Annotated in this window: 24 protein-coding genes and 1 pseudogene; 12 read left to right on the forward strand and 13 right to left on the reverse strand. The window is 69.5% G+C overall.

The window, feature by feature from the left end; genetic code table 11:
* Positions 1–7 precede the first annotated feature (7 nt).
* The 4 genes from WMF39_RS39570 to WMF39_RS39585 all read left to right on the forward strand — a co-directional run bounded on the left by WMF39_RS39570 (position 8) and on the right by WMF39_RS39585 (position 5418).
* Positions 8–1561: a hypothetical protein gene (locus tag WMF39_RS39570; protein ID WP_437741635.1), complete on the forward strand. Its 1554-nt coding sequence runs from the start codon at positions 8–10 to the stop codon at positions 1559–1561.
* 169 nt (positions 1562–1730) lie between these two features.
* Complete coding sequence (locus WMF39_RS39575; protein ID WP_437741636.1) at positions 1731–2540, forward strand: hypothetical protein; 810 nt, start codon at positions 1731–1733, stop codon at positions 2538–2540.
* 59 nt (positions 2541–2599) lie between these two features.
* The gene (locus WMF39_RS39580) at positions 2600–3865 is read left to right on the forward strand and encodes a glycosyltransferase family 4 protein (RefSeq protein WP_437741637.1); all 1266 of its coding nucleotides are present in this window, start codon (positions 2600–2602) and stop codon (positions 3863–3865) included.
* Positions 3862–5418 carry a heparinase II/III domain-containing protein gene (locus tag WMF39_RS39585; RefSeq protein WP_437741638.1) on the forward strand — a complete coding sequence of 519 codons (1557 nt, stop codon included), beginning with the start codon at positions 3862–3864 and terminating at the stop codon, positions 5416–5418. The genes WMF39_RS39580 and WMF39_RS39585 overlap by 4 nt, the downstream gene beginning before the upstream one ends.
* A gap of 171 nt (positions 5419–5589) precedes the next feature.
* Here WMF39_RS39585 and WMF39_RS39590 read toward each other — a convergent pair whose 3' ends face one another.
* From WMF39_RS39590 to WMF39_RS39610, 5 genes are all read right to left on the reverse strand, one after another.
* Positions 5590–6336, reverse strand: coding sequence for a class I SAM-dependent methyltransferase (locus WMF39_RS39590; protein WP_437741639.1), 747 nt, complete (start codon positions 6334–6336; stop codon positions 5590–5592).
* A gap of 55 nt (positions 6337–6391) precedes the next feature.
* On the reverse strand, positions 6392–7957 hold the full coding sequence (locus WMF39_RS39595) for a glycosyltransferase family 4 protein (RefSeq protein ID WP_437741640.1): 1566 nt from the start codon (positions 7955–7957) through the stop codon (positions 6392–6394).
* 405 nt (positions 7958–8362) lie between these two features.
* Positions 8363–9175, reverse strand: a complete 813-nt coding sequence (locus WMF39_RS39600; protein ID WP_437741641.1) for a class I SAM-dependent methyltransferase — start codon at positions 9173–9175, stop codon at positions 8363–8365.
* Between the two features lie 256 nt (positions 9176–9431).
* Positions 9432–9896: a serine O-acetyltransferase gene (locus tag WMF39_RS39605; protein WP_437741642.1), complete on the reverse strand. Its 465-nt coding sequence runs from the start codon at positions 9894–9896 to the stop codon at positions 9432–9434.
* Positions 9893–10999: a glycosyltransferase family 4 protein gene (locus WMF39_RS39610; protein WP_437741643.1), complete on the reverse strand. Its 1107-nt coding sequence runs from the start codon at positions 10997–10999 to the stop codon at positions 9893–9895. The genes WMF39_RS39605 and WMF39_RS39610 overlap by 4 nt, the downstream gene beginning before the upstream one ends.
* Before the next feature lie 512 nt (positions 11000–11511).
* Between WMF39_RS39610 and WMF39_RS39615 the strand changes: the two genes are divergently transcribed.
* The 7 genes from WMF39_RS39615 (at position 11512) to WMF39_RS39645 (ending at position 17297) form a co-directional block, all read left to right on the forward strand.
* A complete protein-coding gene (locus WMF39_RS39615; protein WP_437741644.1) occupies positions 11512–12039 on the forward strand; it encodes a MerR family transcriptional regulator in 528 nt (175 codons plus the stop codon).
* An 18-nt stretch (positions 12040–12057) separates the two neighbouring features.
* Positions 12058–13275: an IscS subfamily cysteine desulfurase gene (locus WMF39_RS39620; protein WP_437748091.1), complete on the forward strand. Its 1218-nt coding sequence runs from the start codon at positions 12058–12060 to the stop codon at positions 13273–13275.
* A gap of 72 nt (positions 13276–13347) precedes the next feature.
* Positions 13348–13797, forward strand: coding sequence for a Fe-S cluster assembly scaffold IscU (gene iscU, locus WMF39_RS39625; protein ID WP_437741645.1), 450 nt, complete (start codon positions 13348–13350; stop codon positions 13795–13797).
* Between the two features lie 73 nt (positions 13798–13870).
* The gene (locus tag WMF39_RS39630) at positions 13871–14347 is read left to right on the forward strand and encodes a HesB/IscA family protein (protein ID WP_437741646.1); all 477 of its coding nucleotides are present in this window, start codon (positions 13871–13873) and stop codon (positions 14345–14347) included.
* A gap of 54 nt (positions 14348–14401) precedes the next feature.
* Positions 14402–14938, forward strand: coding sequence for a Fe-S protein assembly co-chaperone HscB (hscB, locus tag WMF39_RS39635; RefSeq protein WP_437741647.1), 537 nt, complete (start codon positions 14402–14404; stop codon positions 14936–14938).
* On the forward strand, positions 14935–16941 hold the full coding sequence (gene hscA / locus WMF39_RS39640; RefSeq protein ID WP_437741648.1) for a Fe-S protein assembly chaperone HscA: 2007 nt from the start codon (positions 14935–14937) through the stop codon (positions 16939–16941). Before hscB ends, hscA begins: the two co-directional genes overlap by 4 nt.
* Entirely contained in the window at positions 16941–17297 is a 357-nt protein-coding gene (locus WMF39_RS39645; protein WP_437295123.1) for a 2Fe-2S iron-sulfur cluster-binding protein, read from the forward strand. The genes hscA and WMF39_RS39645 overlap by 1 nt, the downstream gene beginning before the upstream one ends.
* Positions 17298–17364: 67 nt before the next feature.
* Here the strand turns inward: WMF39_RS39645 and WMF39_RS39650 are convergent, their stop codons facing one another.
* From WMF39_RS39650 to tnpA, 5 genes and pseudogenes are all read right to left on the reverse strand, one after another.
* Positions 17365–17640, reverse strand: a complete 276-nt coding sequence (locus WMF39_RS39650) for a hypothetical protein (protein WP_437741649.1) — start codon at positions 17638–17640, stop codon at positions 17365–17367.
* 738 nt (positions 17641–18378) lie between these two features.
* The gene (tnpC, locus tag WMF39_RS39655) at positions 18379–19482 is read right to left on the reverse strand and encodes an IS66 family transposase (protein WP_437741650.1); all 1104 of its coding nucleotides are present in this window, start codon (positions 19480–19482) and stop codon (positions 18379–18381) included.
* A 199-nt stretch (positions 19483–19681) separates the two neighbouring features.
* A pseudogene (locus WMF39_RS39660) lies at positions 19682–19984 on the reverse strand (IS66 family transposase); the annotation flags it as partial.
* A 119-nt stretch (positions 19985–20103) separates the two neighbouring features.
* Entirely contained in the window at positions 20104–20475 is a 372-nt protein-coding gene (gene tnpB, locus WMF39_RS39665; RefSeq protein ID WP_437740544.1) for an IS66 family insertion sequence element accessory protein TnpB, read from the reverse strand.
* Positions 20472–20813 carry an IS66 family insertion sequence element accessory protein TnpA gene (tnpA, locus tag WMF39_RS39670; protein WP_437740545.1) on the reverse strand — a complete coding sequence of 114 codons (342 nt, stop codon included), beginning with the start codon at positions 20811–20813 and terminating at the stop codon, positions 20472–20474. The genes tnpB and tnpA overlap by 4 nt, the downstream gene beginning before the upstream one ends.
* Positions 20814–20862: 49 nt before the next feature.
* Between tnpA and WMF39_RS39675 the strand changes: the two genes are divergently transcribed.
* On the forward strand, positions 20863–21303 hold the full coding sequence (locus WMF39_RS39675; protein WP_437741651.1) for a DUF4142 domain-containing protein: 441 nt from the start codon (positions 20863–20865) through the stop codon (positions 21301–21303).
* A 61-nt stretch (positions 21304–21364) separates the two neighbouring features.
* Here the strand turns inward: WMF39_RS39675 and WMF39_RS39680 are convergent, their stop codons facing one another.
* From WMF39_RS39680 to WMF39_RS39690, 3 genes are all read right to left on the reverse strand, one after another.
* Positions 21365–21991, reverse strand: a complete 627-nt coding sequence (locus WMF39_RS39680; protein ID WP_437295126.1) for a hypothetical protein — start codon at positions 21989–21991, stop codon at positions 21365–21367.
* Positions 21988–22626 carry a hypothetical protein gene (locus WMF39_RS39685; RefSeq protein WP_437741652.1) on the reverse strand — a complete coding sequence of 213 codons (639 nt, stop codon included), beginning with the start codon at positions 22624–22626 and terminating at the stop codon, positions 21988–21990. Before WMF39_RS39685 ends, WMF39_RS39680 begins: the two co-directional genes overlap by 4 nt.
* 161 nt (positions 22627–22787) lie before the next feature.
* Positions 22788–23192, reverse strand: a complete 405-nt coding sequence (locus WMF39_RS39690; RefSeq protein ID WP_437741653.1) for a hypothetical protein — start codon at positions 23190–23192, stop codon at positions 22788–22790.
* Positions 23193–23230 lie beyond the last annotated feature (38 nt).

Genomic DNA, 23230 nt, shown 5'->3' on the forward strand with positions numbered 1-23230 from the left:
GCCGCCGTTGCCCTCGCTGAGACTCCCCCGCGCGCGCGGCGCTGCGCGCGCCCCCGGCGCGGCGCCCGCGCGGCGGGCGAAGACGCCCCTCGGCCGGATGACCGCGACGCTCCTCGTCGGGACGCTGGCGGCCCTCGGCCCGATCCTCGAGGGAGCGCTCGGCGACGGCCGCGGATGGACGATCGGCCTCTTGCTCTTGCTGGCCGCCCCGTCGCTCGCCCGCGCCAGCGGCCCCCGGTTCCATCCGCTGGATCCGGAGACCTACATACCAGCCGCCTATTTCCTCAGCGTCGCCTACTCACCCATCCTGCGCCTCCTCATCTCCCGCGAGTTCTCCCTGTCGAGCCATGAGACGGCAGCCATGCGGGTGGCCTATGCCGGCGCGGTCGGGTGCGCCCTCGCCTGCACCGCGCTGAGCCGCCCCCAGGAAGCACCCGACCTGCAGCGCCTGGTCCCGGCGCACAGGCCCAAGGCGACGCTGGACCAGGACTGGGCCACGATCCTCGTCGGCATGGTGGGCCTGGGGCTCGTGGTCACGTGGATCGCCACGATCGGCGTGGGGCGGTTCTTCTCGATGAACTACGCCTCCAATCACCTCGAGGCGGATGGCAAAGGGCTGCTCACCGGCGGCTGGCATCTCATCGGGGTGGCCGTCGTTTACCTCCTCCTCCGGGTCGTATCGCTCCGCAAGGCGGGGCTGGCCGTACCGAGGGTGGTCTCGCTCGCGGGGTTCTGCTTCTTCGTGAGCTTCCTGCTCAACACGATCATGGGCCGGCGGGGCCCCCTCGTCTGGACGGTCCTCTCCGTCGCGCTCGCCGTGCATGCCTTCGGCATCCAGATCCGACGCGTATGGCTGGCCATCGGAATGGTGGGCGTCCTCTTTTACGGCATCGTCGTGGAAGGCGCCCGCGCCGAGCAGGGCAGCGGGCTCGACGCGCAGATATCGTCGGCCAGCGCGTACCTCGAGCGGATCGAGAACCCGCTGGAGATCGGAGAGCTCCAGCGCGTCTACGCCAACCTCGTCAGCGTCGTGAACGAGCAGCCGCCCATCATCAGCTACCCAGGCGAGAGCTGGGTGAACGCGTTCCTCATCCTGGTGCCCAAGCCGCTCTGGAGCGAGCGACCGCTCGGCCTCGCGCAGCGATATGCCATGTGGACGGCCCCCGACCTCGCGCGCCGCGGCGCCGGCTTCGCGATGGGCGCCGCCGCCGAAGGGTACCTGAACTTCGGGCTCGCCGGCACGGCCATCGAGATCGCGGTCTTCAGCTCGCTCTTCTTCATGATGCCGCTCCTCGTGGCCGGCGCGCGCGGCTCGCCCCTGCTCGCCCGCGCCGCGGCGGTGAACCTCGCCTCGTTCGCGTACAACCAGTTTCGCGGCGAGCTGACCGCGCTGCTCAAGATCACGGTGTCGCTGGGGATCGCGCTGCTCGCGGCGGTCGTGCTCACCTCGGTGGTCGCGCACCTGCGGCGCGGGCTGGCCGCCCTAGGCCCGACACGCCGGAGATCCGGGCAGCGCCCGCGCGAGCCGCGCCTCGGGCCCTCGTCGGCGCTGGGGCGGTAGCCGCGCCGACCGGGGTTGGCCGGCGCGAGGACAACGCGGGACCGCGCGCCCGCAAGCCGCAGGATGGACCGCGCGGCGCGCGGCGTCGGAACATGAAGAGCGGAGAAGCCAGGTCCCTATCGTCATGAGATTTCCCTTTCGTTTGAACCGTTCAGGCTGGCCGGCGCGCATGCTGCCTCGCAGGGTCTGCTTCCCGGACCCGCGGGCCCTTCTCCGGCCCGAGGAGATCACGTCGCCCGAGGTGTTCTCGGAGCGGATCTCCGTCCTTTTGCTGGGCGGCACCTACAAGACGACGCGGCCGGGCAGGCACCGGCAGAGCGACGCCCTCCTCGTGGGAGCGCTCCGCCAGAAGAGCCCCGTCGTCCTCGATGTCGGTGCCTCCGACGGGAGCACGGCGCTCGATCTGATCACCGCGCTCGGCGACGCCTTCGAGGCGTACTATGTGACGGACAGGGCGCTCTCGCTCCGGGTGCGCGCCGACGACCGCGGGCGCGCGTTCTTCTATGATGCGGACGGCGCCTGCGTCCTCGCCGCCACCCCGCGCTTGCTGTTCTATCCCGCAGCGGCGGGATCGCGCCGCTGGCCGCGCTGGGTGCTCCCCGGGTGGCGCGGCGCCATCCCGCCGTTCGACCCGGCCTATCCGGAGGTATCGCTCGTCCAGCCGCGGCTCCGCGAGATCGCGCGCCGCGACGCGCGCGTGCGCCTCAGGCCCCACGACATCTTCCAGCCGTGGGACGGCCCCGCGCCGACGGTCGTCAAGGCAGCGAACATCCTGAACCGCGCCTATTTCTCCGACGATCAGATCCGCCGAGCCGCGCGCAATTTCTGGCGCGCGCTCGCGCCTGACGGGCTGCTCCTTGTGATCGACAACCGCGACGCCGAGAAGGCCTCGCTGTTCGCGCGAACGGAGGGCGGCTTCGTGCACATCGACAGCATCCATGGCGGAACCGAGATCAAGGAGCTCATCCTGAGCTGCTGAAGCCCCTCGTTCATCTGCAGCGAAGCTCGCTTCCCACGCACGGACCTCCTGAAGCCCTCATGCGCATCCTCTACGTCTCTCCCTACTTTCCCCCCGAGTCCGGGGCCCCCGCCGCGCGTGTCTCCGAGCTCGCCCGGGCCTGGCGGCGTGCCGGACACGAGGTCACGGTCCTGACGGGCATGCCGAACCACCCGACAGGGGTGATCCCGGCTGCCTATCGAGGTCGGCTCCGCGTGGAAGAGGACTTCCACGGGGTCCGGGTCCTCCGCACCTGGATCTACGCCGCCGCCAACCGGGGCAAGGTGCGCCGCTCGCTCGCGTATGGGTCCTTCGCCCTGTCTGCGCTCTCGCTCGCGCAGCTCGGTTTACCGCAGGCCGACATCCTCATCGCGACGAGCCCCCAGTTCCTCGCGGCCGTGGCCGGCTACGGGCTCTCAAGGCTCCGCGGGCTGCCGTTCGTGTTCGAGGTGCGCGACCTCTGGCCCGAGTCGATCGTGGCCGTGGGCGCGCTGTCGGCCGGGCACGCGATCGTGCGCGGGCTCACGCGCGTCGAGGAGCACCTCTACGAGGCGTCCGACGGGATCGTGGTCGTCACGCAGAGCTTCCGGGAGCGGCTCATCCAGCGAGGAGTCCCCGCCGACAAGATCGACGTCATCAGGAACGGCGTGGACCTCGGGCGCTTCACCCCCGCCTCGCGCGACACGCCGCTCCGGGAGAAGCTCGGCTTCGGCGACCGCCTCGTCGTGGCGTACGTCGGAACGCACGGCATGGCGCACGGCCTCTCTGCCGTGCTCGATGTGGCGCGCGGCCTGCGCGCCCGCGACGACATTCGCTTCCTGTTCGTCGGCGAGGGGGCGGAGCGGGCCAGCCTGGAGGCGCGCGCCCGGGAGCTCGGGCTCTCCAACGTGACGTTCCTCGGCGCCCTCCCGCGCGATGCGGTCACCGAGGTGTATGCGACCGCCGATATCTGCCTCGTTCCCCTGCGCAAGACCGAGCTCTTTCACACGGTCATCCCGTCCAAGATCTTCGAGATCCTCGCCATGGAGCGGCCCATCGTGATCTCGGTCGACGGAGAAGCGCGGTCCATCGTCGAGGAGGCGAGCGCCGGCGTCTTCGCTCCCCCGGAAGACGTACCGGCCATGACCCGGGCGATCGTCGAGCTCGCCTCCGATCCCGAGCGGCGAAGGCGCATGGGGCCGGCAGGGCGGGCCTATGTGATGCGCTCGTTCGAGCGCGACATGCTCGCGCGCGAGTATGTCGATGTGCTGGAGCGCGTGCTCTCCCGCTCGCGCTCTCGTGAAGGCCAGAGCAGGAGCAAGCGATGAACCTCCCGCGGATCGCCCGCACCCTCGTCCAGCTCCATCCGCTGCAGGTCCTCGCCCGCCCGATCGCCCTCGGCCACCGCGCGCTCGGCGGGGGGCCGAGCGCGGCGCTGGCGCCTCGCCTCCGGCCGGGCTTTGCCCCGTCGAGCCCGCGGTTCGCGGCCTTCGCCGACGCGGAGAAGGAGCGCGGGCGCGCGCGGCTGGCCGCCATTCCCGAAGGGTCGCTCCTGCACGCCTACGAGCGCGCCTACGGCTATGAGCTCGGTGCCGAGCCGACCCTCCCCGCCCCGAGCGCGTGGGACGACCCGATCGCGTCACACCCGTTTCCCGCGTCGGTGCGCGCCCGCCGGCTCGCGGCGGCGGCGCGCCTCGGCCGCCCCGGGCTCTCTGCCGAGCTGGCGCGCGCGTGTCGGGCCATCGCGCTCGGCCTCGAGCTTCACCTGCTCGCCAATCACCTCCTGGAGAACGCGATCGGGCTCGTGTGCGGCGGCGCCGTGGCCCAGGGGCCCGAGGCCGAGGCGTGGTGGCGGCTCGGCTCCGCGATCCTGGCGTGGCAGCTGCCGGAGCAATTCCTCGCGGACGGCGGCCATTTCGAGCTCTCCGCGTCGTACCACCTCGCGCTGACGGCCGGGCTGCTCGAGGCCATCGAGCTCGCGCAGGCGGCCGGCCGCGAGGTGCCCGAGCGCTGGAGGACCACGGCGGAGAGGGCGCTCGAGTGGGCCGCCGCCGTACGCGCGCCGGACGGCTCGTACCCGCTCTTCAACGATGCGTCGCTCGACGCCGCGCCGGAGCTCGACCACGTCCTCGCCCTCGGCGAGGACCTCGGCCTCTTCACGCCGGGCAGGGCCTCCGGTGGCGGGCGGGCAGCCCCCGGCGCGCCGCCGGACGACACGCCGTCGCTCGACCACCTCGCGGCCACCGGCTGGGTGATCCTGCGGTTCGGCGACCGGGCCTGGCTCGCGCTCGACGCGGGGATGGATGGAGCCTCCTATCAGCCCGGGCACGTGCACGCGGACGCGCTCACCTTCGAGCTATGGCTCCACGGAGAGCGCGCTGTCGTCGACTACGGGGTCTCCAGCTACAAGACCGACGGCGACCGGCAGACCACCCGCTCCACGCGCGTCCACAACACGGTGGAGCTCGGCGACGTGGATTCGAGCGAGGTGTGGAGCGCCTTCCGCGTCGGCCGCCGGGCGCGCGCCGGGGTGCGCAGGCTCGAGCGCGCCTCGACGCACGTCGCCGTCGAGGCTGAACACGACGGGTATCGAGCTCTCCCCGGAGCCCCCCGGCATCGCCGGACGGTGGAGCTGTCCGCTCGGGAGCTCGTGGTCCTCGACGACATCCTGGGCGGCAGGACGAGCGCCTGCTCCCGGCTCAGGCTCGACGAGGCCGTCTTGCGACGCCAGCCCATCGAGATCGAGGGCATCCAGCTCACGCCCGAGCGGAGCCCGGGCGTGTGGCACTCCTGCTTCCGGAAGCCCCAGGCGGCCACGGTGTTCTCCGGGCGCGGTGACGTGCGCGACGCCTGGCGCGCCGGCTTTCGCATCCGTTTTTAGAGCGGCGGTCACCCGCTTCGGATACGGGCCCACCTCGACGTTTTCGGTGCTCAGCGCACAGGAGTGCGCTTCCGCGCCGAAAACGCCGATCTGGGCCCGTCTCCTGTGCGGGAGACCGCCGCTCTGCTCGGCATGGTGCAGAGGGGGGCGGAAACCGCTGCAGGCCGTGCGCTATTCGCGGACGAGGCTGCCTGTGAGCGTGATGCGGAAAGGCGCGAGCGCCTCGACCTTGTCGAGCACGAGGTGCAGCGCCAGCGCAGCCTGGTGGAGCCCGGGGATCAACACCGTGTAGCTCGGGTGGTCGACCCCGGTAGCGAGCTTGTCGACGCGGAAGCCCGCGGCCTTCGCGAGGCGCTTCACGGCCCAGACCGTGTTCATGCGGAAGTACGTCGGGTACGGCTTGGCATTGTCGCTGCCGCTCGTCCCGCGCAGCATCCCGACGTAGAGCGTATGAAACCAGTGCGGCGTGAGGTGGGTCGCGAGGCCCGAATAGGAGAGGAGGTTCGGCGCCGTGAACACGAACCGCCCTCCCGGCCGCAGCAGGCGGTGCGCCTCGCGCAGCACCGCCTCGGGCCGCTCGAGGTGCTCGAGCAGGTGGTCCGCGGCGATCACGTCCGCGCAGCCGTCGGGCAGCGGGATCGACTCGCCGTACGCGCAGATATGCCGCTGCGCCGGGTTGCGCGCGAGCGCCTCCTCATCCGGATCGACCGCGTAGATGGTCTTGCCGTCGAGAGGCACCGTCGCGACCTTGCCGAACCACAGCGGCCCGCAGCCGAGGTGGATGATGTCCGTCGCCGGCGCGACCGCCTCGTCCACGATGCCCTGGTAGACCTTCCAGTAATGCGCATGATCGCTGAAACGATAATAGAGCTCGTTCGTCTTGCAGTTGAGACCAACGATCTTGCGGGCAATATCCACGATATCTCCTCAATCAGTCCGGCGGCACGAACACATCAGCGCGGGATAGCGGCCCTCACACCACCGAGAAGCGCCCGTGCGGGCGCGAATCCCGCGTGCGGGGCGGCGGCCGGCGCAGCAGCAGGCGCTCTGCAGAGTCCACGACGAGCTGCAGCAGCATGTCGGCCTGCGGATTGACCGCGCACTCCTCGCTATCCCAGCGGAAGCGCAGCTCGACGGTCTCGCCCTCGAGCTGGATCGGGAACACCGCGACCACCGCCTCGCGGAGCTGCTGCGCCGTCGCCGCGTCCTGCTCCCAGCTCCAGGGCTTCACGCGCGCGCTGCCGTTGGCCCCGGCGGAGCTCACCTCGAGCGCGACGAGCTTCGCCTCCTCCGCAAAGCGCTCGAGCACCGGGCGCAGCTTGTCCACGCCGCTCGCGGCCTCGATCTCCATCAGCGCCCACGGCACAGCGCGGCGCAGCGCCTCCACGGTGGCCTCGCGGGCGCGCCGGGGGTCCTGCGGCTGCGCCCCGAAGAGCGGGAGCGAGCCCGCCGTGCGCACCACGATGAAGAGCACCACGCTGCAGGCGACGAGGGCGAACCCGATCTCGAGCGAGCGGCCGACATACGCCACCAGCGCGACAACGGTGAACAGCAGGCTGAGCCCATACAGGATCAGCACCGCGCTGCGATGGGAGTGGCCCTTGTCGAGCAGCTTGTGGTGGATGTGCGAACGATCGGCGGAGAAGATCGGCCGGCGAGCGACATAACGCCGCACCATCGCCGAGATCATGTCGAAGATCGGCAGGCCCAGCGCGAGCAGCGGCACCATGACGGCGAGCGCAGTGCCGCCCTTGTGCGTGCCCACGCCGAAGAGAGGGATCGCGGCCAGCATGAACCCAAGGAACATGCTCCCGGTGTCCCCCATGAAGATCGTCGCGGGGTGAAAGTTGTGAAACAGGAACCCCACGATCGCGCCCGCGAGCGTCGCCGCGAGCAGGCAGATCACCATGTTGCCGGGGTAGCCGCCGAGGTACGCGGTGATGAAGTTCGCGACGCAGGCGAAGAAGCCGACGCCCGCCGCGAGCCCGTCGAGCCCGTCGATCAGGTTGACCGCGTTGATGATGGCGACGAACCACGGAATCGTCACCAGGAACGAGAGCGGCCAGAACGATACATGCCCGAAGTACGGCAGCGTCACGCACTCGAGGCGGAGCCCGAAGGCCCAGGCGATCGACGCGACGAGGACCTGCGCGGCCAGCTTGTGCCGCGCGCGCATTCCCTTCGTATCGTCCCAGGCGCCGACCGCGGCGATCGCCAGCCCTCCAGCCAGCAGCCCCACCACCAGCGAGCGCTGCGAGAACCACATCAGCCCGATCTGCGTCCTCAGCGCGACCAGGATGAACAGCGGCAGCACGAAACCCGCCACGATCGCGAGCCCGCCCAGGCGCGGGACGCGCCGCGTGTGTACGCGTCGCGCGGTCGGTTCATCCACTGCCCCCACCGTCACCGCCAAGCGGCGCGCGAGCGGCGTCGCTGCCCACGAGAGCACCAGCGCCAGAATGACCGCCGTGAGCGTACTTACCATCGCTCGCTCCTCTGGAAATCCCGCACCCCTAAGGTGCGGCGCGGCGGGCGACATTCATAGCTTATCACCATGGCGGACAGCCCGTTGTTGGTGCGCACCTAGTACCCCAAGTCAGCACACGGAACAACCCAGGAGCAGGCTTTGGAATGCGGCGAGCATCTGGAATATTCTGCCGCCGCCTACAATTTACAGTCACATCGAACAATTTTACCTGTGAGTGTCTACCATGGTGCGTCGACCTGGTGACAATGTCGTTATGCCGGACTCGGCCGTGGCGGGGCTTGCCGTGAAAGCGGAAACGCCTTCATCGGGACAGAGACGCGGCCTCGGCGGGCCCTTTTCGTCCCCGCAAGGCTTGGAGCCCCTCGCGAGGCGCGTGGCGCTCCATAACAGCGATGGAGCCCGCGCCTGGTGTGCGCTTTCTGGCCCGAGACTCCATGGTGTGATGGAGTCGGGCCATCAGCTCTTTTCGGCGACGCAGAAGATGTACGGGGACGTGACGGCGTTCGGTCGGGGAGCCAGGCCGCGCGCGTCGAGCGCCCAGACGAGCTCAGCAACGGCGGAGGCAGCGCCGACCGCCGGCAGGCGGAGCCAGCGCGACCCGATGCTGCCCACGCCGAAGAGGCTGACGTCCAGCGGAAGGATGTAGTCGCTCCGCAGCACATGGAGGCCCGCGTCGCGATGCGCCTTCACCAGCGCCTCGCGATCCAGCGGAACATGAACGTCGTAGGTGGGCCTGTCGGTGACCTTGGCCACCCACCCCACGAGCCCGCGCATGTTCGGGATCTCCGTGACGATGCGCCCGCCCGGGCGCAGGTAGCGCGCGCATGCGCGGAGGCAGCCCGCCGTGTCCTCGAAGTGCTCGACCACGCCGAGCGACACCACCGCGTCGAAGGCGCCCACGAAGCGCTCCGGAGGCTCGAACAGATCGGCGCACACGATCTCGCCAGGGATGCCGGCGCTCGCGAGGATGTCCCGCTCCTGCGCGCATCCAATCTCGGTATAGTCGAGCCCGCTGACCTGAAAGCCAAACTCACGCGCGAGGTAGGGGAGCCAGGCGGAACGACCACAGCCGATCTCCAGCAGGCGTTGCCCCTTCGTGCCCATGCCCTCGAACGCGCGAACGAACTCCCGATGAAATGCCTGGCGCACGTATTGCCGAAGCCCACGCGCGTGCGGATCCACCGGCTTCGGGAGCGACCGGTTCGACCACACTTGATTCCAATGCGCTTTTCCTGCCTTGTCTCCGGCCGACGACGCCGCGTTGCTCATCACGTCCTCGCTAGGGCAGGGCCGCCGGCGGGGCGGGTGCCTCGCGAAAGGAATCACGGTTTCCCAGCTCGGTCCAGGACAAATCTGGACGAATGTCGCAGCGCGTCGCCCCGGGCGCTCCCCGGCCCGGCGAAGCCAGGGCGCCCGTGGCGATGCAGGCGCGCGCGGGCCACGCGCGCCATGGACGCGCGCCATGGAACAGGGCGCGCGTGGAGATGCGCCCGGTCACGCGGTCCGGCCGACCCGATCCTGCGGATCAGGCGCTCGGGTTATCCAGCTCGTAGTACTTGAGCTTCCTGTCGGACGCGATGATCCTGAACGGATTCCCGGCGACGACGGAGTTGGACGGCACGTCCTTGTTCACGACGCTGTTGGCTCCGATGATCACGTTATCCCCGATGGCGATGTCGCCGAAGATCGCGCTCCCCGCTCCGACATAGACGTCGTTGCCCAGGCGCGGGACGCCCTGGCTGCCGAAGTTTCTCCCTATCGTGACGTTCTGGCAGACGAGGCAGTTGTCGCCGATGACCGTCCTCGTGTGGATCACGACCCCGAGCCCCCAGTAAGCGAGCCTGAAATTCGCCCCGATCGTGGCCGAGGAGGGAACGAAGACCGCGAACACGAACCTGTTCAACCACGTGATGAGCGTGGCGACGAAGGTCAGGTTGTTTCGATAAAAGAAGTTTCCCAGCCGATACAGCAGCACAGAAGGGTTCTTCATAGCGTCGATAACAGGTCTCTGAACTTGGTCACGGCATGACCCATCCTGTTGGTCTGCCTCACCCTCTCGAGCGAGCGCCGCGAGAACTCCTCCAGCAGCGCCGGCTCGCGGAGGACGGTCAGGACCGCCTCGGCGATCTGGCCCGGGCTCCCGACGTCCACCAGGAGCCCATTTCTCCCGGACACCACGAGATCGTTCACGGCGCCCACCCTGCTGGACACGACGGGGACCCCGAGGGCCATGACCTCGAGCAAGGCGTTCGGGAACCCTTCGCTGTGCGAGGTGAACACGCACAGATCGAAAGACGAGATGACCTCGTTCTTGTCCGTCGAGAGCCAGCCCATGTACTCGGTGTTCGCGAGCTGGTTCTCGGCAATGAACCTGCGCACGTTGTCCAGCTCGCTTCCGTCTCCGTAGATCTTGGCGCTGACCGAGGCGTTCGCCCGCTGCAAGAGGAGCATGGCCTCGAGGAAATCGTAAATACCCTTCTGCCTCTCGATCCGGTTGAAATAGAGCAGCCTCAAGGGCCTGTCCATGGCCCGAGGGTATGCCTTGTGTCCCACGTCGCCGAAGCTGGAGTCGGGCAGCCAGTTCTCGATGACGACGAGTTTGTCCCCGTACGCCTCGGGGACCAGGCTCTGGAAGAAGCTCCGCCAGGTTTCGCTCTGGCATATCACGACATCGCAGGATCTCACGACGGCGCTCAGGTACGACCTGTACAGCCTGCTCCTGGCGACGTTGTCGACGATCGGCCCCGAGCGAGGGAAGATGACGACCTTCTTGCCGAGCAGCTTACCGAGGAGCCCGATCGATCCCTTCTCGACGAAGCTCAGCCCCGAGCTCGAGAACAAGAGGACCGCATCCACCCTCGAGAAGAGCAGCGCCCTGACGCACCTCAGCACCCTCGGCGCGATCCTGTGCAGCCTGCGGCGCGCCGATTGCACCCGGATGCTGTCGAGGGTGGAGTCGACGAGGAGGAAATCGAAATCGTCTTTCAGATCGCTCTCGATCAGAGAGCGACAAGCAAAGTACTGCCCACCCATCTTCCCGTCAGCCGGGGGATTGAACGAGCCCACGAACAGGATTCGTTTCTTGTCTGCCATCGCGTCGCTATCGTCGCGGAGGTGATACCATACCTGTGCGGCGATGGATGGCGGGAACGCCCGTTCGCCGAGCGCCGGGCCGACAGCACCGGATCGGCGCCGAACGGCCCGCGACCCCAGGAAAGCAGCCAGCCTGCCTCGGCACAGGGCGGTGGAGGCGGGCTCTGCAGGCGCGCCCTCCCGCCGCCCCGACCAGCCGCGGCGCGGCCGCCTCTCGCGGCCGCGGCCGGTGGCCCGTGACGTTGCCCTCCGGCACCTCGAGCGGCCACCGATTCCGCCTCCTTCCGCTGTTTCACGCTGGCCCCGTACGACCCGGTTGACAGTCTTGGCGCTCCGACCTACAAGGTCCCCAACCCTCACGCGCACGTAAGGGTCATGGTTTCAACCGAGCACGGTTTCGAGCGCGACGGGCCGATGACCACCCGATGACCACCCGCCACCACCTTCCGCTAGCCCACGAGCAAAGCATCGCGGGGCCCGTCACGTCCGGCACGTCCCGAACGGACGACCTGATGGGGGCTCTCGGTGGCGCCGAGGAGGAGGAGCGCCTCCTTCAGGTGGGGGACATCGCCAAGGCAACCGGGAAAACTGTGCGGGCGATCCACCACTACGAAGAGGTGGGGCTGCTCACGCCGCACGCCCGCTCCAAGGGGCGCTACCGGCTCTACGATCACGCGGCCCTGACCCGCGTCCGGTGGATCGGCAAGCTCCACGACCTCGGCCTGTCGCTGAGCCAGATCCAGCAGATCGTCTCGACCTGGGAGTCGTCCCCCTCGGCCCCCGGCGCGATGGCGCAGATCCGCCACGTCTACCAGCAGAAGCTCGAAGAGGTGCGGGAGCAGGTCGCGCACCTCAAGACCCTCGAGCACGAGCTCGTGGCGAGCCTCGCCTACCTCGACACCTGCGAGGCGTGCGACCCGGCAGAGCTCGTCGCCGCCTGTACGAACTGTAACCTCCACGACAAGAGCACGGCTGAGCCCGAGCTCGTCGCCGGGATCCGCGGCAATGGGCATTGCCGCCACGGCTCGAATCACCGCTGAGCGAGAAACATCATGGCTATCCAGCTTCCGATCTACATGGACTACCACGCGACGACGCCCGTCGATCAGCGTGTCCTCGACGCGATGTTGCCGTATTTCAACGGCAAATTCGGCAACGCCGCGAGCCGGAGCCACGTCTTCGGCTGGACGGCCGAGGAGGCGGTCGGCCACGCTCGCGAGACGCTCGCCAGGTTCATCGGCGCCTCGAACCCCAAGGAGATCGTCTTCACCTCCGGCGCGACCGAGAGCGACAACATCGCCATCAAGGGGGTCGCCGAGTTCTACAAGGACAAGGGCAACCACATCATCACGAGCGTCATCGAGCACAAGGCGGTGCTCGACACCTGCAAGCGGCTCGAGAAACAGGGCTACGAGGTCACCTACCTCAAGGTCGACAAGTACGGGATGGTCGACCCGGACGACGTCGCCCGGGCGATCACCGACAAGACGATCCTTGTCTCGATCATGCTGGCCAACAACGAGGTCGGCACCGTCCAGCCCATCGCCGAGATCGGAAAGATCACGAAATCGAAGGGCATCCTCCTCCACTCCGACGCGGTGCAGGGGGTCGGGAAGGTCCCGTTCAACGTCGAGCAGATGGGGGTCGACCTCGCGTCGGTGACGGCCCACAAGATCTACGGCCCGAAGGGCATCGGCTTCCTGTACGTGCGCAGGTCGAAGCCGCGCGTCCGCATCACCGCGCAGATGGACGGCGGCGGCCACGAGTTCGGCATGCGGTCCGGCACGCTCAACGTGCCCGGCATCGTCGGGTTCGCCAGGGCAGCCGAGATCCTCCTGGAGGAGGGCGAGGCGGAGTCGGCGCGCATCCTGTCGCTGCGCGAGCGGCTCAGGAACCGGCTCTGGAAGGAGCTCGACGCCATCCAGCTGAACGGCTCGCCCGATCGGCGGCTGCCGGGCAACCTCAACGTGTCGTTCAGCTTCGTCGAGGGCGAGGCCATGATGATGGCGATCAAGGACGTGGCGGTCTCGAGCGGCTCGGCGTGCACGAGCGCCAGCCTGGAGCCCTCCTACGTCCTCCACGCGATGGGCATCGGCGACGACCTCGCCCACTCGTCCATCCGGTTCGGGCTCGGGCGCTTCACCACCGAGGAGGAGGTCGACTACGTGGCTGACCTCGTGATCCGGAAGGTGAACAAGCTGCGCGACATGTCGCCCCTCTACGAGATGCACAAAGAGGGGATCGACCTGAACACCGTGCAGTGGGCGGCCCACTGACGAGCGGCGCGGGCGCCGCCGGCCCGACAGAGCAAGGTTTCGAGACGAAAGGAAACGGTCGAGGAGAGAGCCATGGCATACAGCGATAAGGTCATCGAGCACTACGAGAACCCCCACAACGTCGGCACGCTCGACAAGAATGACGAGAGCGTCGGCACCGGGCTCGTCGGCGCTCCGGCCTGCGGCGACGTCATGCGCTTGCAGATCAAGGTCGGCGAGGGCGGCGTCATCGAGGACGCGAAGTTCAAGACGTTCGGCTGCGGGTCGGCCATCGCGTCGTCGTCGCTCGCCACCGAGTGGCTGAAGGGCAAGACGATCGACGAGGCCGAGACGATCAAGAACAGCATGATCGCCGAGGAGCTCCACCTGCCTCCGGTGAAGATCCATTGCTCGGTCCTCGCCGAGGACGCGATCAAGAGCGCCATCGCCGATTTCCGCGCCAAGCAGCAGGCGAAGAGGGAGCTCGCGGGCGCGGCGCCTTCGGTCCCCGCCGCGGCCGCCGCGACGGCGAGCGCGGAGTAACAGCGCCGGGGCTTCGGGGCGGAGGCGGCCCACAGCACCGGAACCGGAACCGGAACCGGAGAAGGAACGACGCATGCAGAGCAGTGAGCAGACCACGACCAAGGCGGCGGACACCGGGCCGCACGCCGCGCCCGCCGCGACGGCCGACGGCGCGCCCGCGCGCAGCGACGGGGCCTCGGGCGAGCCGGAGGCAAAGTCGAAGCGGACGCTCTCGGTGAGCGACGCCGCGGTGCAGGCCATCCGGGCGCAGCTCGCCAAGCGCGGCACGCCCGAGGGCGCCATCCGGGTCGGGATCCGCGGCGGCGGCTGCTCCGGGTTCTCCTACGTCATCGAGTTCGAGGACAAGCCGCCCCGGTCCGGCGACCTCGTCCTGGAGTTCGCCGAGCCGGACAAGGCGACCGTGCGCGTCTTCTGCGACAAGAAGAGCATCCTCTACCTGGGCGGCTCGGTGCTCGACTGGGAGAAGACGCTCATGTTCCAGGGCTTCAAGTTCAAGAACCCGCACGAGGCGACGCGCTGCGGCTGCGGGCACTCGTTCACGGTGGCCTGAGCCGCCGCAGGGAGCGCCCGCCCCGTCTCCGAGGCGCCTTCCCCAGAGCACGCCATGACCGATCCCTTCGATACCCTGGGCGTCGAGCCGCGGTTCGACCTCGACCTGCGCGCGCTGGAGCAGCGCCACCGCGATCTCTCCCGCGCGCTCCACCCCGATCGCTACGCGGGCGCCCCAGCGGCCGAGCGCCGGCTCGCGCTCGGCCGCGCGATCGAGGCGAACGACGCCCTGCGCGTCCTCAAGGATCCGATCCGCCGGGCCGAGGCGCTGCTCCAGCGCGCCGGGGTCGCGCGGGGCGAGGAGGGCGAGCAGAAGGCCTCCCCCGCCCTGCTCATGGAGATGATGGAGTCGCGCGAAGAGCTCGCCGAGGCGGCGAAGGGGCGCGATCCCGCGCGGATCGCGCGGCTCGGCGAGGCGATGCTCGCGCGCGAGCAGGCGACCCTCACGGCGATCCAGGGCGCCTTCGCCGCCGCAGGGAATGATCCGGAGCAGCTGCAGGGCGTGCTCGCCTTGCTCAGCGAGCTCCGCTACATCCGGCGGTTCCTCGAAGAAGTGAGCGCCATCGAAGAAGAGCTCGCAGATTTGAAATGACCCTCCTCGAAATTTTCGACCCCAAGGCAAGGCCCAGCCCGATCGGCATCGATCTCGGGACGACGAACTCGCTCGTCGCCCGCGTGCGCGACGGCCGCCCGGTGGTCATCGACGACTGCAATGGAGAGCGGCTGGTGCCGTCGGTCGTGCACTACGACGAGCGCGGCCGCGCGGTCGTGGGCGACAGCGCGCGGCGGCTCGCGCAGAGCCACCCCCGCGAGACCATCGTCAGCGTGAAGCGCTTCATGGGCCGCGGCGCGAACGATCCGGAGACGCGGCGGCTCGGGCCGTACGAGTTCGCGGAGCCGAAGGGCCCCGACGACGCGAAGAGCGTGCGCTTCAAGGTGCGGGACGCGGTCGTGACGCCCGTCGAGGTGTCGGCGGAGATCTTGAAGGAGCTCCGCACCTCGGCGGAGCGCGAGCTCCGCTCCGTGGGCGGCGCGGTGATCACGGTGCCGGCGTACTTCGACGACGCCCAGCGGCAGGCGACCAAGGACGCCGGCAGGCTGGCTGGGCTGGAGGTGCTGCGCCTGCTCAACGAGCCGACCGCCGCGGCGCTCGCGTACGGGCTCGACAAGCAGCAGAACGGCCTGTTCGCGGTGTACGACCTCGGCGGCGGGACGTTCGACGTCACCGTCCTCCTGCTCGACAACGGGGTCTTCCAGGTGAAGTCCACGGGGGGCGACAGCTCGCTCGGCGGCGACGACATGGACAGGGCGCTCGCGGAGCGGCTGCTCGAGGAGATGGGCGCGACGCGGCGCACGCCCGAGGTGGTGCGGCTCGCGCTCGACACCGCCCGCAGCATCAAGCACGCGCTGACCGATGCGACGCAGATCGAGATCGAGCTGCCCGTGCAGGCGGCCGAGGCGACGGGCGGCCCGGCGTCGAAGCTGGTCACCGTGACCCGCGACGAGCTGAACGCGCTCATCACGCCGCTCCTGGAGCGCACCGGCGTCGCGTGCCGCCGCGCGCTCCGCGACGCGGGCGTCCAGGCCGCGGACCTCGACGGCGTGATCCTCGTGGGCGGCGCGACGCGCGTGCCCCACGTGCGCGACTACGTGGCGCGCCTCTTCGGCAAGGAGCCGCTCAAGGACATCGATCCGGAGGAGGTCGTCGCGCTGGGCGCGGCCATCCAGGCCGACATCCTGGCCGGCTCGATGGATCGCGCGGACGAGGTGCTCCTGCTCGACGTGCTGCCGCTGTCGCTCGGCATCGAGACGATGGGCGGCGTCGCCGAGAAGATCCTGCCGAGGAACACGACGATCCCGGCGGGGGCGCGGCAGGTCTTCACGACCTACGCGGACAACCAGACCGGGTTCGATCTGCACATCGTGCAGGGCGAGCGGGAGCTCGCCGCCGACTGCCGTTCGCTCGCGCGCTTCGTGCTGAAGGGGATCCCGCCGATGCCCGCGGGCATGGCGCGGCTCGAGGTGACGTTCCGCGTGGACGCCGACGGCCTGCTCGGCGTGACCGCGCGCGAGCAGACGACGGGGGTCGAGCAGAAGGTCGAGGTCAAGCCGAGCTACGGGCTGACGGACGAGGAGGTCGAGACCATGCTCCTCGCGGCGCTGGACCACGGGGAGGAGGACCTTCTCAAGCGCCGACTGGTCGAGGCGCGGGTCGAGGGCGAGCGCGTGGCGATGGCGACGCGCAAGGCGCTCTCCGCGGACGCCGATCTGCTCGATCCCGGTGAGCGCGAGGCGATCGAGGGCGCGCTGAAGGGCCTCGACGCGGCGATCCGCGGGGACAAGCCGGGGCTGATCCTGGCGCGCACGGAGGCGCTCGACGAGGCGACGCACGGGTGGGCGGGGCGGCGGATGGACCGCGCCGTGGCCAGGGCGATCGCGGGCAAGCAGGTCGAGGACGTCGAGGCGAAGGTCGCCGCGGCGAAGGGCGTGGACGCGCACCTGGCCGAGCACGGCGGGGACGACGCGAGCCACGCGCAGGTCGAGGCGGGCGGCGCTGGCGCGGCGAAGGCCGGCGTCGAGGCGAGGAGGAGCTGATGGCCAAGGTCCGATTTCTGGCGCACGGACGCGCGTGGGAGGTCGAGGCCCCGGTGGGCTCGTCCGTCCTCCAGGCGTCGAAGTCCGTGGGCGCGCCCGAGGGCGACGCGTGCGGCGGCGTCTGCGCGTGCTCCACCTGCCACGTCTACGTCACGAAGGGGCGCGAGCTCCTCAGCGAGGCCGAGGAGGACGAGGAGGACATCCTCGACAAGGCCTTCGACGTCCGGTCGACGAGCCGCCTCGGCTGTCAGGCGAAGATCTTGAAAGACGGCGATATCGAGGCGGAGATCTCCCGCGAGAGCCTCGACGCTTTCTACAACGAGCACCCGAACGTGAAGGATCCGCGCAAGGGCTGAGCCCCCGGCGCGGGCCGAGCAGCGCGAGCCGCCCGGCGCGATCAACCCGCAACGACGGCGGGGACGGCTACGGCGGCGGCCTCACCTTCGCGGTCGCCGGCTTCGGCTCGCGCTGCGAGGGCGGCGGGCGGCGGAGCTTGTCCAGCTCGGTGCTCGCCTCGGTGGCGATGCGCCGAGCGATGTGGGCGAAGGCCGAGGCGGCCTCCCTGGCCGGCGGTGTCGAGACGATCGCGACGAGGTGCTGCGCGGCCGTCTTCCTGCCGATGGGGACGAGGAAGAAGGTCAGGGCGGCGAGGAGGAAGACGACGCCGTTCGTGAGGCGCTTGAAGAACTCGCCGACCACAGGCGCCAACCGTAGATGGAGCGATCGGCCGGGGCCCAGTTCTCGGGAGCCTTTTGCCCTTCCAGTCGGAGGCGATCACCTGCTCGCTGCGCCCCTTGCCAGAGCGCCCCGACCTCACGACAAACGGCGGGCGGCTCGACCGGAGGCGCCGAGCCGTGGAGCGCGGCCGTCGCGGGACGATGGAGCGCTCGGCGCGGCCGCGCGGTCGTGGACGACCGCCAGGACAAGGAGGGAAGGAGATGCTCAAGCCTGTTCTATTCACCATCATGATGGCGGCAGCGTCCTTGCCGGTCTCCACAGCTGCAGAGGGGCAGCGCCCGGCAGGGGAGCAAGCCCGAGCCAACCAGACCAAGCTCAACGAATCGGATCGGGAGTTGTATCCGTTCTGTAGACCACATCGTCGCGAGGTGCGCGCCGTCACCGTAGATTCGCGACGCGATGCGAGAGCAAGAGCGGCCTGCGACGAAGGGGGGCTTGGCCCAGCGAGTCGGGGAACCGGCAGTCGACGCCGACGTCGCCGCCCGCGTGCAAGTCGCCCGCAGGCGTGCGGCGGCGAAGCCGCGCGCCGCCGATGCCTCTGCCGGGCCCGAATCGTTGACAAGGCGCCGGAAGCCACGCGTCGACCGCGCAAGCGCCGAAGAGCCGGCACCAGCGCGCCAAAGCCGGCGACCGGTGCGCCCGGCGGGCGGCAAGGCGGCGACGTTGCCCACGGCAGCGGACGGCGACGCTGAGGAGCGATCAGCTGGGCGTCGCGTCCGGCGCCCGGGGCCACGGACTGGCCGCGAGCCGTTGCCGAGCGTCGGCGTTCTCGAGGGTCTGCTTCCAGGACTTGGGAGCGAGCTCGATGACCCGCTCGGGAGGCCAGGTGGGCAGCAGGATCAGCACGTCGCGCAAGTAGGCCCAGGGCTCGATGCCGTGCAGCGCGCAGGAGGCGATGAGCGACACGATGGTGGCGTTCCACTCGGCACCGTCCTTGCTGCCCACGAAGAGCCAGTTCTTACGGCCCACGGCTTCACGGCGGAGCTCAAGCTCGCTCCGGTTGTTGTCCAGGCGGAGCCGACCATCCTCGAGGAAGCGAGTGAGCGCGGTCCATTGGTTGAGCGCGTAGCCGATGGCGCCTGCGATGGGGCTCCTCGGGAGGACGAGCAGGTCCTCTGTCTCAAGCCACGCGCGGAAGGCCACGAGCACGGGCTCGGCATCCGTCCGGCGCTGCTCGGTTCGACGGTTCGGAGCCAGCTCCTTGGTCGCCTTGTCGATCGCGTAGAGCTTGCGAATGAAGCCGATGGCTACCGTCGCGCGGTCCCGGTCGGAGGTCATCGCCTCGAAGAACTTTCGCCGGCAATGGGCCCAGCAACCGACCTCGGTCACCCCCTCGGTGCGGAAGAGCTGCTCGTAGACGTTCGAGGCGTCGGCCTGGACATAGCCCTTGTAGCCGCGAAGGAACTCCTTCGGACCATCCTGGTTGTGATGCGGCGTGAAACGGAACAGGACGTGATCTCGGTCCGCCACCAGGACCCAGAAGTGGCCCCGCCGACACTTCTCCTTTGCTTGCACGAGCACGCCGGTGGCGTCGATGGCTATGCAGTGCGCGTTCAGGGCGTCCTTGGCCATCGCCTCGACGACGATCGCGAGCTTGCCGGCGCACGATTCGACCCAGCCGCACAGCGTCGAGCGCGAGAGGTGAAGGCCCCAGCGCTCGAACATCTTCTCCTGCCGGTGAAGCGGCAAGTGGTCGGCGTACTTGCTCACCAGCACGTGCGCGAGCAACCCCGGACCGGCGAGGCTGCGCGGGACAGGGCTGTCGGGGACGTCGGCGATCGTGATCGCCTTGCTCGGGCTCACCTTTGACCGCGAACTTCGGCCTCACGATCTGCAGTCGCACGAAGCTCGCGGGCCGCCACTCCAGCGTCTCCGACACCTCCTCGCCGATGCGGACAAGCGCGGTCGCGCGCTCGTCCTGCGCCTCCGGCGGCAACAGCTCGATCCGCTCGACCGGCAGATGCTCGGGCAGCCGTTGCCGCCCGTGCGGGCGAGCTTGGCGCCCCTTGTCCCCGCCTCCGGAGGAGCCGTTCGGCGCCGCGCCATCGCGACCGTCGGGTGAGCCGGTCGCGCCCGCATCCGGCTGCGCCCCGGTGCCCGCGAGCATCTGCACGATCGCATCGAAGGCGAGCTGCATCTGCCCGGGGTCGACGTGCTCGGCCTTCTGGCCGAAGATGTGCCGGCGAAGCCGCTCCAGCTCGATGCTGGCGAGCTCGTAGAGCTTGCGGTACTCGTCCCGCTCGTGGGCAGCGCGCGCGAGCTTGTCCTTGAGCTCGCGAATCTGCTCTTCGACCGGCTTGCTCACGGCGCGGTAAGTACTCGTGAGCTCTTGCTTTTTGAAGGGGCTTGTGGAGGAAAATTTATGTCGCTCGAGGCAATGCAACCGTGGGGCTACCCAGGAGCGTGCGAGGCTGTCAGGCGAGATCAGGGGACCGGAGGCGGTGCGGTCTCGGCGAACGGGACCGCTCGCCGCAACTTCGAAGGCGACAGGGCGATGCCTTCCAGGATCTTCGCGAGCTCGGCGGCGTCAATGAGGACGCTCGTGGCTCCCGGAGTGACGGCACGCGGGGCTCGAAACGCCCCACGCTCGAGCCTTTTGTAAAGTAGACAGTACCCGCTGCGGTCCCACCAAAGGGCCTTGCAGCGATCGGCTGCCCGGTTGAAAAAGAGAAACAGCGCTCCGGAGAGCGGGTCTTGTCGCAGCACCTCGCGCACGACGGCAGCGAGACCATCGAACGAGCGCCGTAGATCGAGCGGCTCGGTGGCAACGTAGATCGAGACGCGGCCAGGGATCATCGCGCCCCCCCGAGCGCACGAACAACGCGCGCCAGCGTAACCTCGTCGAACGACGGCGGGACGCGGACGACCGCCCCGTCCGGCAAGACGATCTCCAGCGCCGCGCCCGGCGAGGGCGTCGTGGATGCTGGCGGGGCGACCACCACGGGCAGCAGCGTCGGAAGCGTCGCCTTCTCCGAGCGCTGCCGGTACTCGCTCCGCTTCATGCCCAGTCGGCGGCTCCAGGAGTACAGTGTGCCGGCGTTGACCCCCTCCTGCTCCGCGAACACGCGGGCGGAGTGCCCGCTCTTGTGCCAGCGCGCCACGCGGTCGCGCCAGGTGCGTGTGCTCTCGTCCATCGGTACCTCCGGCGCGGGTTTCTAAGCGGCGCAGAGGCTCGAAGACAGGATGTGGTCCGCAGAACGCGTACGGGAGTTCGTGGAGGAGGCCGGCCAGGGAGGGCTGCTGGAGGTGCGGCTCGGGCAGCTCGCGCAGCAGCGCGCCGCGAGCCCGGACGTGAAGCGCTTCGCGCAGCGGATGATCGACGACCACTCGGCGATGAACAAGCGGCTCGCGGCGCTCGCGCAGCAGAAGGGCGTGCCCGTGCCGCAGGAGCTCTCTCAGGAACAGCGCGAGGAGGTCGACGAGCTGTCCAGGAAGACAGGGGCCGAGTTCGACCGGAAGTACATGAGCGAGATGGTCGACGACCACGAGGACGACGTCGAGGAGTTCAAGGAGGCCACGAAGGAGGCGAAGGACGCCGACGTGAGGCGCTTCGCCGCCACGGGGCTGCCGCTGCTGCGGGAGCACCTCGCGATGGCGAGGCAGGTCTATGACAAGGTGAAGTAGACGTGGCTGCGCGAGCGCGCCGGCCCTGCGCGGCGTGGCCGGCGCACGGCGGCCGGCGCGCTCAGGCGACGACGCGCGCCGCGCGCTCGGGCCTCTCCGCTGGCGGCGGGGTCGTCCTCGACCTCGCCGCGCCGCGGACGGGCGCGAGCTTGCCCCGGAGCTTCTGATACGCGGCCGTGTCGACGGGCTCGCCCCGGACCCAGGTGCGGATGAACGGCGCCACCCCGGACTCCCAGGCGGCGCCGAGGCGGAGCGCGAGGAACTCGCCGTAGAGCGCGGTGAAGAGCGTCTCGAGCTCCTCGATGAGGTACATGCGCTCGTAGAACTGCTCGTCCGCGGCGTCCTTGACGACGCTCGGGATCTTCACGCCCGAGAGCGAGAACGCGTCGGCGTTGAACAGGAAGGCATACTCGAGCTCTCCGCGCGTGACGCGGACGCGCGCGTGCGACGGGAGCTTGCCCTGGCGCAGCGCCTCGTGGGCCTCGGGGGCGCTGCTCGGCGCCGCGCCCTTGAGCCGGCTCTGCTCCTTCTCCTGGACGAGCGTGATCTGCCCCTCGAGCCAGAGCTCGCAGACGCCGAGGGCGTCCAGGGAGAAGCGGCCCTCGAAGAGCTCGCTCTCGAACCAGAGCCAGACAAGGAATTCGCGGCCGACGAACCGGCGCTGCTCGATCAGCTCAGCGAGGCTCACAGGGCACCTCCAAGGGTCGATTCAGCGTGGAAGACCGTGGGCTTGAGCAGCTCGAACGCGGCCAGCTGCTCGGCCGACAAGCCGAGCTCACGGGCGGCGGTATACGGGCTCTCCGGCACGAGATCGAGCTCGAAGGTCTCTTCGAAGAGCTCCGAGAGCCCCTCGTGCGCGCGCGGCGACTGGTTCCAGAACCGGACGACGCCGGCCTCCAGGTTCCAGGACAGATCCACGACCTTCATCACCGGCATGAGCTGCGCGCGGAGCTTCCTCGACACGACGGCCCGGAGCTCCTCCTTCTCGCGCCGCCCGAGCTTTTCGCGCCCGCGCTTCGCGAGGTGCTCCCGCTCCGCCTCGGCGAAATGCGCCTTGAAGAGCGCCGAGGGCACCTGCCAGCGATCGGTCCTGAGCCCGAGGTTGATGTACGAGTTGAAGAAGATCTTGCCGTGATCGAGCTCGCAGTCGAGCGGATTCTCGATGGAGCACCACCCGGCGCGCTGCTCCGCGTCCTCTTCGACCGTGAGCGGCCGGAACGCGCGGAGCTGGATTCGCTCGACGAACCTGTCGCGGAACCCCTCGGTGAGCTCGCCGCGGACATAGAACTTCGAGAATGAGATGGATCCTTTGAGTGCGCCCAAATGATCGTCCTTTCGTCCCGTGAAGGCGAAGGAGGTAGCCGAGCGGATCCAGGGGGTCAAAAAACCGGACGTGGCGCCGCGGCCATCGGCGCGATCGTCCAAAGAACGGCGACGAACGGCGACGGTTCCGGCCGCCAGGCGGGCTGGGCAGTGGGGCGCGGTCAGAGCGGCTGGACCAGCGGCGGGCGCAGCCAGCGGCCCGAGAACGGGCCAGTGAGGTAAAAGCGATAGTGAAGGAAATACGGCTGCTCGTCGGGCCCACAGAAGACGACGGTGGATCGCAGGAAGCGGCCGAAGACGTCGTCGCCGGGCTCCGCAGATGGCCTGTGGCCGATGGCCGGCGCGGGCACCGCTGGAAAGCGGGGCGGCGCGCCCTCCGAGAACCCGCGCGGCAAATCGCATAGCGCGGGCGGAACAGGCGCCCGCGCCGCGCCGCCGCCCGGGTCCGGGGCGCCCGCCTCCTCGGGCGGGACGTCGGTGGCATCCGCGACGCAGCCCGCCGCGGCGCTCCCCCACGAGGAGAGGAGAACCAGCACACACCACGCGCCGACGCTCGCCCTGGGCACCGTCCTGCCTCCGTCCGAGAAGCGCGAGGTCCGCGGAG

The sequence above is a fragment of the Sorangium sp. So ce1504 genome, assembly GCF_051521635.1.
GTDB lineage: Bacteria > Myxococcota_A > Polyangia > Polyangiales > Polyangiaceae > Sorangium > Sorangium cellulosum_B.

Bases quoted from the DNA above. Each gene is read 5' to 3' on its own strand.
- WMF39_RS39575 (WP_437741636.1), top strand. From the start codon at position 1,731: ATGCTGCCTCGCAGGGTCTGCTTCCCGGACCCGCGGGCCCTTCTCCGG.
- WMF39_RS39580 (WP_437741637.1), top strand. From the start codon at position 2,600: ATGCGCATCCTCTACGTCTCTCCCTACTTTCCCCCCGAGTCCGGGGCC.
- WMF39_RS39585 (WP_437741638.1), top strand. From the start codon at position 3,862: ATGAACCTCCCGCGGATCGCCCGCACCCTCGTCCAGCTCCATCCGCTG.
- WMF39_RS39595 (WP_437741640.1), bottom strand. From the start codon at position 7,957: ATGTCGCCCGCCGCGCCGCACCTTAGGGGTGCGGGATTTCCAGAGGAG.
- WMF39_RS39600 (WP_437741641.1), bottom strand. From the start codon at position 9,175: ATGAGCAACGCGGCGTCGTCGGCCGGAGACAAGGCAGGAAAAGCGCAT.
- WMF39_RS39605 (WP_437741642.1), bottom strand. From the start codon at position 9,896: ATGAAGAACCCTTCTGTGCTGCTGTATCGGCTGGGAAACTTCTTTTAT.
- WMF39_RS39610 (WP_437741643.1), bottom strand. From the start codon at position 10,999: ATGGCAGACAAGAAACGAATCCTGTTCGTGGGCTCGTTCAATCCCCCG.
- WMF39_RS39615 (WP_437741644.1), top strand. From the start codon at position 11,512: ATGGGGGCTCTCGGTGGCGCCGAGGAGGAGGAGCGCCTCCTTCAGGTG.
- iscU (WP_437741645.1), top strand. From the start codon at position 13,348: ATGGCATACAGCGATAAGGTCATCGAGCACTACGAGAACCCCCACAAC.
- WMF39_RS39630 (WP_437741646.1), top strand. From the start codon at position 13,871: ATGCAGAGCAGTGAGCAGACCACGACCAAGGCGGCGGACACCGGGCCG.
- hscB (WP_437741647.1), top strand. From the start codon at position 14,402: ATGACCGATCCCTTCGATACCCTGGGCGTCGAGCCGCGGTTCGACCTC.
- hscA (WP_437741648.1), top strand. From the start codon at position 14,935: ATGACCCTCCTCGAAATTTTCGACCCCAAGGCAAGGCCCAGCCCGATC.
- WMF39_RS39645 (WP_437295123.1), top strand. From the start codon at position 16,941: ATGGCCAAGGTCCGATTTCTGGCGCACGGACGCGCGTGGGAGGTCGAG.
- tnpB (WP_437740544.1), bottom strand. From the start codon at position 20,475: ATGATCCCTGGCCGCGTCTCGATCTACGTTGCCACCGAGCCGCTCGAT.
- tnpA (WP_437740545.1), bottom strand. From the start codon at position 20,813: ATGGACGAGAGCACACGCACCTGGCGCGACCGCGTGGCGCGCTGGCAC.
- WMF39_RS39675 (WP_437741651.1), top strand. From the start codon at position 20,863: ATGTGGTCCGCAGAACGCGTACGGGAGTTCGTGGAGGAGGCCGGCCAG.